The 13,329-nt window shown below is 56.6% G+C and carries 5 protein-coding genes; 2 read left to right on the forward strand and 3 right to left on the reverse strand.

Translation table 11 applies throughout. The features are described 5' to 3' along the window. Nucleotide 1: 1 nt before the first annotated feature. From AC4EEV_RS16490 to AC4EEV_RS16500, 3 genes are all read right to left on the reverse strand, one after another. Nucleotides 2-1,810: a UvrD-helicase domain-containing protein gene (locus AC4EEV_RS16490; RefSeq protein ID WP_491329482.1), complete on the reverse strand. Its 1,809-nt coding sequence runs from the start codon at nucleotides 1,808-1,810 to the stop codon at nucleotides 2-4. After that, nucleotides 1,807-6,456, reverse strand: a complete 4,650-nt coding sequence (locus AC4EEV_RS16495; RefSeq protein ID WP_491329483.1) for a DEAD/DEAH box helicase — start codon at nucleotides 6,454-6,456, stop codon at nucleotides 1,807-1,809. Before AC4EEV_RS16495 ends, AC4EEV_RS16490 begins: the two co-directional genes overlap by 4 nt. An 878-nt stretch (nucleotides 6,457-7,334) precedes the next feature. After that, nucleotides 7,335-8,522 carry a DNA cytosine methyltransferase gene (locus tag AC4EEV_RS16500; protein ID WP_491329484.1) on the reverse strand — a complete coding sequence of 396 codons (1,188 nt, stop codon included), beginning with the start codon at nucleotides 8,520-8,522 and terminating at the stop codon, nucleotides 7,335-7,337. A 76-nt stretch (nucleotides 8,523-8,598) separates the two neighbouring features. Between AC4EEV_RS16500 and AC4EEV_RS16505 the strand changes: the two genes are divergently transcribed. Both AC4EEV_RS16505 and AC4EEV_RS16510 read left to right on the forward strand, forming a co-directional pair. After that, nucleotides 8,599-10,092: a DUF3427 domain-containing protein gene (locus AC4EEV_RS16505; protein WP_491329485.1), complete on the forward strand. Its 1,494-nt coding sequence runs from the start codon at nucleotides 8,599-8,601 to the stop codon at nucleotides 10,090-10,092. A gap of 1,253 nt (nucleotides 10,093-11,345) precedes the next feature. Beyond that, nucleotides 11,346-13,136: a GmrSD restriction endonuclease domain-containing protein gene (locus AC4EEV_RS16510; RefSeq protein ID WP_491329486.1), complete on the forward strand. Its 1,791-nt coding sequence runs from the start codon at nucleotides 11,346-11,348 to the stop codon at nucleotides 13,134-13,136. Nucleotides 13,137-13,329: the final 193 nt, after the last annotated feature.

Raw genomic sequence — 13,329 nt, forward strand, 5'->3', positions numbered from 1 at the left:
CTCACTTCCAGCTTGCTCTTGCGAGACCCGAGAACCTAGGCACGAGCCACAAACCCGATCTGCCGAGACCCATTTCTTCCGTTTGCTCTGAGGCACCTGCTGCACACTCTATGGACGCAACCCGTAAACCGGTGAACCTCGTGGGCCATTTGAACTCACCCCATCGGTGAAACACTTGCTTCATTTCGCGGCCAAACCGCTCCGTAGTTATCCCTAGCGGAGTTCCGTCTGTTGTCTGCAATTCATAGAATGCAGGCTGATCGTCGTGGGCTTCCACGACAAGGACGGCTTGAGCGGGAGTTCCGAATCCAGCATGCAGTATGTTGTGTTGGATGGACATGCCGTCTAGCCCCTCTGAAGCATAGGGCGAAGTTGTTCGGATATCACTGGAAAAAACTTCCATTCGCGTCACATAATGCCTCGGCCTTGCAAAATGTAATTCGGTCCATCGCTTGTTTTTCTGATGCTTTTTGCCAAACGTTCCTGGAGGTGCAGCTAGCTTTGCTGACAGGATCGAGTCTCTAGCCCGGCTCAGTGCAACATACCTGTGGCGGGTGATTTCGTCGTAATTCTTGTCCCCCTCCCTTTGATCTCCGGGTTCGATGAAGAGTACGTGCCCGTACTCTAGGCCTTTTGCCCGATGAACAGTGGAGACGGTTAACGCGGATTTGTCCTGGACTGTCAGTGCCATGGGAATACTGCCAGCCATCAGGCGCCGTGCCAGGAACCCGATATTGAGCGTCTCAGGGTCGCGCCAGTTTCCTTCGCACTGTTTCAGCGCTAACCAATCGGTTTCAGGTTCGGGCCGGCCAGCTGTAAAAAGGTTTTGCTCGATGTTTTCCCGTGCATATTTTGTGGGTGCAAGGTCATGGAGTGCTAACCAGATCCAGTGAGCACCCCCCAACTCTCGAGCCTGACGCCGAACCGAGTGCGCCCATCCTGCAGCGTCCAATTGCTCACTAGCAACCAGGACCTCATAGTTATTACTGCAGAGTACCGCTCCGGTATCAGGCTCAGGATCCAGGACCGATGTTACATCCAGGAAAGACCGGGAGGTCGGCTCCTTTAAACGAAATTCCTCTAAACTTGCGAAAGCCACCTCGGCGGCTTCGCTTTTTTCGAACCCCAGGTCTCGAAGTCCATTCCCGACTAGGACAAGATCCCTTGCTCTCTGGCTTCGCGCGCGATAGTTGGTCGTGAGCTCGCGACGAGTCGCACCAAAGCCAACCAGCAGTCTTCGGAACAAATCCCTAGCCGTGGTCTTATGATTCGAATCGCCCAGCTGAAAATCGTAGATCCCCTGAAGAGGGTCACCCAAGAAAGTGAAGCCGAACTCATCGTCGGCTCGCTCGATTATTGCTGTAACCAGCTGCGCCCGATCGCCGACGAGGTCTTGTGCCTCATCCACGCACAAGTGCTTAAGCTCGGCCAGAAAGTCGGGTAAGCCATGCTCTGCTAAGAGGGAGATTGCCCTTTGGATTCGTTTGTCGAAGGACAGGCCGCGAAACTCTTCATTGTCGTCAAGCTCCATCAAGATGGTGGAAGCCAGAGAGTCAAAGGTCCGAACGGTCACCTGTTCGACATCCGCGGCTGCGGCCCGGTTGCGGGCAGCTTCGACGGCAGCTCTTGAGAAACTGAGCACGAGAATTTCGTCCGCTGGATTCAATCCTTCGTGCTCCACTAGATATTCGATGCGGGAGACGAGGACTTCTGTCTTGCCCTGGCCTGCACCAGCGATGACGTACTGTCTATCGTTCAAGGGAGCGAATGCCACGGCTGCCTGGCTTGAATCCAGTTCCGTCACTGTCATGATTCCCGATTCCAGAGGTAGTCAAAGTGGTTGAAGGCCAGTTGCTCCCCAAACTGGTCAATATTGTCATTGACGTTGACGATTAGAACTTCCTCGCTTCCGCCATTTTTGGGGCCGCGCAGACCACGGCCGATCATCTGGAGGTACTTGTTTGGTGCAAAAGTAGGCCTGCAAACATATACTGCGCCAACCTTCGGAGCATCAAATCCTTGAGAAAGTACATCGAAATTCGTGAGAACGCGGATTTTTCCGGCGCGGAAATCTTCGATCTGACGGCGTCTATCAGCCGGATGTGTTTTGGACGAGATTGCAGCCGACGGCACCCCTTCCGCGGCGAGTGTCGCTGCGAGTGCCTCCGCATGTTCTACGGAAGCAGCAAATACCAGGGCAGTCTGACTGGCCGCGACGCTCTTGACATGGTTGAGGATCGTGTCGTTTCGGGCCTTGCTTCGAGCGACCGTACCTAAGTCGATGCGAGTTTCAAGCATCGCGCTCGTGGATTTTCCTGGGAGCGCTGCTCCCGCTGTGAGTTTGAGTTGTATGCCGTCAAGTGATTCGTGACGGACAGCCGCGAGCACACCCATGTCTTGAAGGTAGGTGTGGGCGTGTTCTGAATCAAATTGCGACGGCACAAGCAGCTGGCCATCGAACCGCTTTACCAAGCGCTCGGTTTCGCCCTCATTCACCCCCCTATAGGGAGTCGCGGAAAGGCCAATTACGGGCTTTCCACGCTCGGAGTTGGTGCGGCCAAAGGCCCTGAAAACGTCCGTGTAGGTGGGCGCAATAGCGCCATGTGCCTCATCGACTACCAAGATGTCGGCTTTGAAAAGCCAGTCATACTCAGCTTGCCGCGTTTCCAGAACGCTGCTCAGCGTCTGAATTGATGCGACGACGACGTGCATCCGCGTCTCTTCGTGTTTGGCCTCGTTGCCGTCCCATAGCCGGCTCACGGCCAAACGCTCCCCAGGAATGCCTCCGGCCTGCCAAACATAAATCCAGGCGTCCACCGCCTGGTCGCAGAGCTCTTTAGTGTGTGCCACCCAGACGACCAATTGGGGGTTATCAGTCGCTGCAGCATGTGCCACGATCGAGTCGACCGCTACACGTGTCTTTCCGGCACCTGTCGGCAACTGGACGATCGCACGGGACTTGCGCTTGCCAGCCAACACATCTTCAATCTGCTTGCCGACGTCTATTTGATAATCATGCATAGGGCTCAGCTGGATAGGGCCAACCACTTCTTCTCGCGCTGGCTTCTTAGCGCCAAGAGAAGTTGGAAAATAGTCTTCCGAGATACCAAGACTCTTGAGGAAGGCTCTGGCGGACGCACTGCCGTTGAATTGGGCCGGAGTCTCGATCCCCTGTTCGTCCAGGAGCGGCTTTAGCTTTTTGAAGAGACTGGCGCCGTGCAGAGTACTTGCTAGCCCAGCAAGCTTCTTCCCCGTTAGCTGCTCATCAGTACGATAATCAAGCATTTCGAAAACATGCGCCGGGATGAGGTCGCGTATAGCCTGTTCGCCAACGAGCGCCACGAGCTTTTCATCTTCATCCGTCAGTCCGGCGATTTCTTTGAGCTTGCGGGCTCGCTCAGCTTCGGCGGCGGCGGCTTTCGCTGCCGCAAGTACGTTGGCGGCTGTCGACTTCTTCCCTCTTGCTTCGAGAAGTGCTTGGAGCCACCTCTGGGGACTTAGGTGAGAGAGGTAGTAGAAGGTCTGATCATCCAGATGAGTCTCGAGGGCGCGCTTACTTCTGTAGTCGTCAACGTCGTTGGCGGTTACGAACGACAGATCGGAGCAAGGAACGAGCTCCACTTTGGAAGTGCCCCCAAACGGTATATGAACATACGGGATCCGGTCCCCGAGTTTTTGCCGCGGACCGGTTTCAGTGAACACGAGCTCAGTGGTGAAGTTGACGTTGACTGTAGGTATTTTCCAAACTTCAGAGAGAGCGCTGGTTAGGTCGGTGTTGTTCGTGAAGATAACCGCAGCGCCACGGGTCTTCGCGTAGTGCTGGTATGTGGCTTCGTCAATCGCTACCGTTGCATCGGAGATGGGAAGCTCTGTAGGGCCGTCTTTCGTTTCCACCCGGATTTGCTTGGGGCGCGGCAGCCGCTTCAGTGCAGCGATCCCATAGAGCTGGTGCAGCTGGGAGATAACTAGGCTTCCGGCGGCCAATTTGTAGATATGAGACCAATTGAATTTCGAGGGATCGGACTGCAACCGGAGGATGGCAGCGGACTCAGGATCACTCGGCGTGGGAAGGAATCCGTTGGGTATGCCGTCGACAGGGCTGACTGCATTAACCGCGTCCACGACCCCCAAGGCTGTGTCCACAACTCCATATGTTACTGCCCACCAGAGGTCAGGATCGTCAACTTGAATGTCTGCGACATACTGGTTGCTGATGCTCACTACCACGGGGTAATGACGGCTGCTTAGGACGTGTCGCGTGGCCATTAGCCGAGCTTCTTTGCTTGCCTTGGAGAGGAGTTCAAGCCCAGGAGTTGTGAACGCAGCGGCGAACTTCAAGTGAATGCTGGAAACCGGTGTGGGAGAACCAACGAAGCGCTGTTGAATTGCTTTACCTTGCGCCTCACGCCAGTCACGATAGAGCTGGCCGGAGGAGGTTTGGACGGGTTGGCTGAGGCCGGTCCGGACTCCAAGTTGTCGAAGGAGCGGCATGTCCGCAGCGTGGAATACGCCGTCAACAACGAGTTCGGCGTCTCCTGTGCCGTTAGTCGGAAAAATTCCTCCTCGGCGCCAAACTTCCGAAGCCTTGCGCCAACTGCCGTCTTCGCATCGAAGAGGAACGGAAAGCTGCGGAAAGGCCTCCTGCAGCTGAATCACCATCTGAGGTGCAGGCACGGAACGAGCAAGCCGCCACATGCTGCTCTTGGCATCGTCATCGGACCCATCGCTCAAGACGATTGCAACTACCTTGCGCAGTTGACCTTGCGCGTCCAGCAGGCCGATGCCAAGAGCCCTCAGGTGCTCTCGCACATTCTGGAAACTAGCCAGTTCCAGCGAAACTAGGTTTTCAGCGTTGTCGTCATCATCTATGGGAACAAAAATTGAGCTAGCAAGCGGTTTCTGGTGGCTGCCGTCGCCAGCAAGGACAATCTTCGACTGCCTCATGTCGGCCCAGAGTTCCGGGTGTGACTTGTTTATGGCAACAGCAATTTCAAGAGCACTGGCAAAGCTTTTAATTGTACCCGCCTGAACGACCTCCTCGAGCCATTCCACCACAGTGGTGCGTTCAACCTTGGCAAATCCAAGCAGGCGCTCCAGGGTGGCGTTTCGGTCTTTGCCGACGAACGTCGTCCGATGTGCCCAAGGTCGATCGCGCGGGACGGCAGCATCCCACAATGCCTCAATCTTTCCCGCTTCCCGGAGGTCTGGCGCCACACGTATCTCGCTCGCGAATCTCAACTTGCCCGCTAGGTCTGGGATAAAACTCATGGATGCAACAGCCTGCATGACAGGGTTGTTCAGAACTTCATCCGCCCAGGATCGTGACTCGATTGGGCGAAAACGGGCGGGAAGGATGTCAAGAATACTTCCGGGGTCTTCAGGATCAACGAGTTCGGGAAGGGCCGCGGCAACGATGCGGGGGAGCGTGAGCTTGAGAATTTCCTCGTTGTATCGCCCCGCCAGCATGTTCTGCCGGTCCTCATTCAACTTAAATGCAGCGTTGACGATACCGCTCAGCGACGTGAAGGTGGGGGTTGGAAAGTAATTCCAGAACTGGCCAGCACGCTTGCCCCTGTTCTTACGAGGGACGGCCCAAGATACTTGCAGTTCCGCTCGGGCAGCAATGGACCCGGCTTCCTTCCTGGCCTCAGCGGTTGGATGGTGTGGGATGCTGAGTACGTCCCAAAGGATCTCTTTTTGGTCGTCTGCCAGGAGTCTTACCTCGTGACCTTCTCTCGACGCATTCCATGACGCTCTTGACCCCGTGCGCTGGTTGTCTAATTCTAAGGTCTGAATTTGTTCGGAAAAGAGCATAAATTCAGGGGGGAAATCCTTGAATTCCTGATCAAGCCAAAGAAACTCTTCCCGGAGCGGTAACCGTACGATCGTGGCTGCCCATTCCATGAGCTCCGCCAGTACTGCATCATTCTGAGCCGCCTCAACTGGCTCGAAGGCTTCGGCTAGGCGCAATACCGGAAAATGTTTTTGTTCAGGAAGAACCCGTAAAATGGCCTCACGAGCTTTGTCGCGATTCCAACGTACTGAAACCGTGCGGCTTATGATTTCCGGTCGATCACTGACTTGAAGAACCGACTTGAAACCCAGCCCGAATCGGCCTATTTTGTCGTCACGCTTTTGAGAGGAGTGCGACATAAAAAGCGCTTCGAGACCGGACTGGGACAGTGGCGCTCCCTCGTTTGCACAATAGAGAGTATCGGCAGTAAGGACGAGGGCGATGCGGCCTGACATTCCATCCATGGCGTCCGCCGCATTCTGGACAAGCTCGTGTAACTGCTTGCGCCCATAGCCGCTCTCGACGGTACTTCGCTCGATGTTGTCGTGCTCGCGTGCCAGGTTGGGGCGGATCCTGTAAGCCTTAAGGGCCGCCTCGGCATCTTGAGTGACCCAAGTCCCCAGGTGCCCTAGCGGCCCCTGCCACGTCGAAAAAGTGTTCAAATCATTTCCTCATAACAACTCTGCTACACCGATGTATCAGAGCGGCGCCTAAGACTTACGTTTATGGTTCTATCACCTGGTATAGACAAAACAAGACACGACTCCGGTTTATGTAGTGTTTGGCTGAACTTTTACGGCAAGAGGACGGCGATCGTGGAGCCGAGGCCGTTGGGTCCAGTGTTGTGGAGATGCTTTCAAATTGCAGTTTTTGAATGGATCAACAACCGGTCCTCCGCGACACCCTGCAACGCGGACGCCACGAGATGCGTGATGGCTCGAGGCTCGACTAGATAGAGGTAGCGGCCCTCTTTCGACTTGAAGGACTCGCTTCGTACGTGACGGAGAGTCTGTCCCAATGCATATGTCCGGTGCCTCAACAGCTCCAGTCGCGTGCTTCAGGCAGTAAGGAGCAAGATGCGTGGAGATTCTGCGGACGATCGAAGCGATTCCGGCCAAGGGGACCTCAGCGAATCCGTCAAACGATAGCCTGGCGTAGTCTCGGCCGGTAACTCAAACGTTCGGAATTCTTCCGCCGAAGTACACCAGTCCTGTATTACGGTCAGGATTTACCGTCTGCGATAGGCGAATATCGATTTTCCGCAAGGTCTGCCACACCATGCGGTGCTGCTGAGGTGTGTTGGCACCTGAAATCTCCAAAGGGACATTTGTGATGCCGATCAGGCTGGCGATTTCGCACCTGGGGAGCCACGTAGCCAGCTGCGTTCAAGACGTGCCGCCGGAAGTTATCATCCTTGATGACACCGTCCCGGCCAGTGAAGTGGTCACCACCGACCGTTTCGGTAGCGGTGAATATACGTTGGTCGTTGGTCGAGTACCGACAAACGGATCCAGAGGGAGTCCTCTTACTAAGTGGACGCTCAGGAGGACACGAGGCTGAGGGCGCTATCGGGAATGTCGATGAGTGATAGCTGAGGCCCTAGTCCATTTCTCGGCACAGGACGGCCGTTGGGACCGTCGGTGTCTTGTGGTGCGGGTGCCGTTTCGCAGGCCGCATCGGTCCACCGCTTTCTTGTCATCGTGTCGAAGAAATCCGCGTCAAGTTCTTGACCGAGCGCTGCTGCCAAGACGTGAGCTGCGAGACGGGGTGGAATGGCATTGCCAATCTGTTGTGAGACGTCCTTGCCCGACCACGGGTAATCAGCGGGGAAGGTCTGGAGCCGGCCTGCCTCAGAAACTTTGAGGCGATCGAGTTCATCCTCGTTGGTGGAGAACAAGCGGTTCCGGGACACTTTCCCGGTAACCGTGAAAGCCGGTTCCTCTGAAGTGCGCCGACCGCGCGCCTTCGGATCACCACCAGTTCCATAATTGGAGATCATCACAAAAGGCTCTACACGGTCCAAGGTCTCGCCGATGCTTTGGCAGGGCAGCAAGCTTGGTCGGTCCGTAGGAGCTTCGACCTCTTTTCTCCTAAACCGCTGGTGCGATGGGGCGGGAAGTACGGGCGTGCCGTACCGGTTCGCGATGAGGATCGCGCGGCGACGGGTCTGCGGAACCCCGTACTCTTCTGCGTGGAGTATGCCAGTCACGGTCTCATAACCCAGTGGTTCCAGGGCCTTCGCCATGGCCTCCCAAACAGGCAGAACCGCTGGCACCTGCTCCAATACGATCACCTCGTAGGCGTTCCCCGCCTCATGGGCCTCCAATGCCCATCGCAGCGGCTGCAGCACCAGCCCGGTCCGTTCATCGTCCAAAGTGGCTAGCTCGGTTGTGACGTCGTCCCCATCGGCCATGCGTGCAATGAAGGACAGGACCTGGTCCAGTGCCTTGCGACCAGCACCTGCCCCGGCCACGGTGTACGTCTGACAGGGCGGCCCCCCGGCGAGGATCGTCGCACGGGGAAACTCGGCCGGACCGTGATCCCGTACGTCACCTTGGATAGTTCCAAGCCCGGCGGCCCGCCTGGTTGCGCAGGCATTATCGTCCCACTCGATACCGGCCACGGATAATCCCAACCAGCGTGCAGCGACATCCAACCCACCCGGACCGGCGAAGAGATCCACCATTTGAGCGCCAGAAGTAGTTGGGTCTGATTGCGCAAGGTTCATGGGACACGATGATATCGGTCCGCGGGTCGCCGACCGGGCAACTCAGTAGTGCAATCGGTCATGGGAGTCTGGACCGATGCATTTACTGGCGGTAATAGCGGTGTGCCCGCGGGCAAGGTCACCAGCACAGATAAGATGCGGGCCCTCATTTGCCGTCGACGGCACCACTGACAATGCTGACCGCGAGGAAGCCCTCCGGCTCCTGGAGAAGCGGGAGATCAGCTGCATCTTCGCCGTCGACCTTTTCAATGAAGGCCTGGACCTGCCGCAGGTGGACACCATCCTGTTGCTCCGACCCACTCAGAGCGCGACGGTCTTCCTCCAGCAGCTGGGGCGCGGGCTGCGCCGTGCCGAGGGCAAAGCGGTGCTGACGGTCCTGGACTTCATTGGCCAGCAGCGCCGTGAGTTCCGCTTTGATCTGCGCTACCGGGCGCTGACCGGCTACGGGGGCAAGGAGCTGGAGAAGGCTGTCGAGGATGAGTTCCCGTACCTGCCGTCTGGCTCGCAGATCGTGCTGGACCGGGTGGCGCAGAAGGTGGTGCTGGACAACATTAAGGCACAGCTCCGGTTCAACCGGGCGCAGCTGGTCCGGGACATCGCCTCGTACGCCGAGACCGAGCTGGAGGCTTATCTGGAGCGGTCGGGGAATGAGGTGAAGACAATCTACCGGTCCACCAGGGACTCGTGGACCGGTTACCTCCGGCAGGCTGGGCTGATCGAAGGGTACTCGCCCCTGGAGACGGTGCTCCGCGGGAAGATCGAGGAGCTGTCGGACGCGGAGGAAAAGAAGCTGCTGGGCCGCATGGCCGCGCTGATTCAAGTGGACGATCCGGAACGCGCCGCCGCCTACTCCATGCTGGTTTCTCCCGACGCGCCCCGCTACACGGAGCTTGGCATGCGCGAGCAGGCTTTCGCGCGAATGCTCTTTTACACTCTGTGGGATGACGGCGGCGGTTTCAAAACGTACGACGACGGACTGGATTACCTGCGCGGCTACCAGTTTGTGTGCCGCGAGATTCAGCAGATCGTAAAGCTCGGCGTTGCCGCGTCCAAACACGCGGCCAAGAGCCTCGGTGCAGGGCTGCAGCACATTCCGCTGCTCTCGCACGCCACCTATCGGCGCGAGGAGGTTCTTGCGGCGTTGCAGTACGGCTCTTTGGAACAGGGCAAGAACGTCCAGCACCGTGAGGGCGTTGCGTGGTGTCCGGCTACGTCCACTGACGCCTTCTTTGTCACTCTGAACAAGGACGACAAGAAGCATTCGGTCACCACGATGTACAAGGACTACGCAATTAGCCCCGAGCTGTTCCACTGGGAGTCGCAGAACGCAACGGCTCCCACGAGCCCGACGGGTCGCCGATATCTGGACCCGACATCGCATGGGTCAAAGGTTCTGATCTTCACGAGGGATACAGCCGGCGACGAGACGGGGCTGACAGTTCCGTACACCTGCCTGGGACAGGTGGACTACGTTCAGCACTCGGGGGAGAAGCCGATCGCGATCACCTGGAAGCTGCACCGGGCGATGCCGGCGGATGTATTTGCGACCGCAGCTGCGGTGGCTCAGTGAGTCCGGTTGCCCGGGAATGCCCGATGTGTGAAAAAGCCTTGGACACCTTGAGTGACGATGTCAGGATCCCTAATCACTCAAGTCCGCGAGGCCGATATTGTTCCGCATCCGGACGTTCGTTCTTCGCTGTTGAGGCACAAATGAATCCGCTCCTCATTGAACCTGAACCAGACAGGCCTATACGAATGGGCCGTTGCCCATCCTGTGGGCAGGAGAAACAACTACTCTCTGGGTCAAGGCTTCTGCCTGCACATAGATGGAAGACGGGGCCAATATGTTCCGGTGGAGGCAGGGAGGCAGAGCGGGCTCGTATACGAAGGCCGTACAGGCCGAATTTTGGCTTACCCGAACTCGGCTCAACAAGTGTCCGAGCAACCCCATCCTCACCTCCAGGAACTGGGAAACGCCGTTAGTATCTCGATCTGTCGTCGCCAGCCTTTACCTTGGTACGCGTCACGTCGGGGTTGGCGCTGGCGACACGCGTCTTGAAGGTTCTGCAATAAATACATGCCTGCTACTGGTGTCGTAGGTTGGTCGATGTTTCAATCTTCAACTTCCTTGGGGGGAAGATGGCGCCTTCGGCCGGCGCAAGCGACTCAAAATGGCAGTGTCCTGCTTGCAACAGAATCTTGGCGGCCAAGCCTCTGGCCGGAAGGGTTACGAAGCATGCAAATGGCAGAGGAGATTTGTGTAGCGGTGTAGGTAAGGCGGCTGTAAGCCTCTCGGCAAAAGCGGCACCAAGAGTTGGTCAGGGGGCTCGAGGAAGAGTTATAGCCCGTAAGAAAAGCCCGAAGCCCTCACCCCGACCGACGCTGCAAATAAAGCCATTAGAACGACCCGTCCCTGGAAACAGGGAACGTCCCGACATGCTTCCGAGCAAGAAGGCCGCCGGCGGCTTCAGTCTCCCCAAGAACCGCATAAAGGACGAAGATCACTGGACGTTGTTTCAAGATGCCCCTCGGCAGGACATCGAAACCGATGGCGGCTGGCGCAGGGTGAGGCTCGGCGCTTCACAAGGCACTGGCAAGCGCCGCTGATCCGTCGTTACATTATGGGCACAGCAGCATTCAACGCTTCATCTGCGATCGTTCGGCCATATGGTCACGGGCCCCGGGCTGTTGCAGTGACAAGTTGCGTGTCAGCTACTCTGCCAGCTCCGTGAGTAGGGGGGGCCTAAGCAGGCACAATCTGTATAGGCGGTCGTTCAGATGGCATCACTGCCAGCACTATATCGAAGCACAGTGGGAGTAATCATGGCGAAGTACACGGTTCAGCAGCAGCAAGTGGACACGCTTCTTGGGTGGGTCCGCAGCGGGCAGGTGGCGATTCCCGAGATGCAACGGCCCTTCGTATGGAATTCCACCAAGGTTCGTGACCTCATGGACTCGCTGTATAACGGCTTTCCTATTGGTTACTTGATCACCTGGCAAAGCCTGGACGTTGGATTGAAGGACGGAAGTAAATCAAACTTCAAGCAGATCCTCATCGATGGACAGCAGCGCATTACGGCCATGACGGCAGCGCTGGTCGGAGAGCCAGTTGTTGATAAGACTTACGCAAGAAAGCGAATCAAGATCGCTTTCAACCCGGTGACCGAGGAATTCGCCACCCTGACCCCGGTGCTTGCCAAAAGTCCAGAATGGATTCCCGACGTGGCGGAGTTTATTAGTGCCCCGTCTGTCCTCGGCCTTATGAAGACTTACATTGCCGCCAACCCGGAGGCCGACGAATTAGCGGTCGAACAGGCTTTCGGTAGGCTCGGGGCGATTAAGACAGCGCAAGTGGGCATTATCACTCTGGCGGATGACCTGGATATCACTACGGTGACAGAGATCTTTATTCGAATTAACTCGAAGGGCGTCCCGCTGAGCAGTGCGGACTTTGCCATGAGCAAGATCGCAAGCCACGGCGAGTTCGGATCTAACCTTCGGAAGCTCATCGATTATTTCTGCCACCTAGCTGTGTCTCCCCACGTGTATGACGACATTGCGCAGAATGACACTGCTTTCGCATCCTCCGGCTATATGAAGAAAATCGCCTGGCTTAGGCGCGATGCCTCCGACCTCTACGACCCCACCTACACGGACGTCATCCGGGTTGCCGGAATTAAAGAGTTCAAGCGGGGTAAAGTGGCCGCCTTGGTCAGCCTTTTGTCGGGTCGTGACTTCGAGACTAGAACTTTTGATGAGCAGCTTGCTGTGGAGTCCTTTGCCCGGCTGGAAAAGGTTCTGCTTGAAATTGCCAATGAGTACAACTTCCAGCAGTTCGTCATGACCATTAAGTCTGCCGGTTTCATTTCTCCCGGCATGATCAGTTCTAAGAACGCACTGAATTTTGCTTATGCCCTCTACCTGCACCTACGCAGCGAGGGACAGCTTACAGAGGGCGACATCAAACGCGTCGTTCGAAAGTGGTTCGTTATGTCCCTCATCACCAGCAGGTACACGGGTTCCTTCGAGACTGCTTTCGAAGCGGATATACGCAGGCTTTCGGAGTACGGGGCCAGCGAATACTTGACCAACATCGAGCGGTCTTCCATGAGCGAGAACTTTTGGGATGTAGCGGTGCCTATGTCGATGGAGTCATCCAGCATCCGCAGCCCCTTCTTCCAGACCTACCTTGCTGCCCAAGTTCACTCCGGTGCGCGCGGATTCCTCTCCAAGAACATCACTGTGGCCAACATGCTGGAAGAGTCCGGGGATATCCATCACCTCGTCCCGAAGAATTACCTACAAAAGAACGGTATTCGTGACCGTAGCGACTATAACCAGATTGCAAACTACGCGCTGACTGAGACGCCCATCAATATTGGCATCAAGGATTCTGCACCAGCTGACTACATGGAACGGGTGAAACAACAGATCGACGACGGTGAACTACGGCTCGGTGAAATCACTGAGCGGTACGAGCTGAAGGAGAACCTGGCAGCGAACGCTGTTCCGGAATCCATTCATGACACCACAGCGGAGACTTACGGACAGTTCCTGGTAGACCGCCGCCTGATGATGTCGCACTACATTCGGGATTACTACCGCAGCCTTTGATCAAAACACTGGACTGAGCTCATCTCGGCATGGTTGCTCGCGCGCTCTCTGCCGATTGCAAGCTTGTCAGGCAGCTTGTTGGTGCACTGGAACGACTCATCGAAATTAACTCCGTCAGCGATGTGAATGGTTCGAGAACAACGTAAAAGCCGCCGCTCCCATGCACAATTGACAGATATATATGTATCCCAGG

It is taken from the genome of Pseudarthrobacter sp. MOO14, from assembly GCF_058267675.1.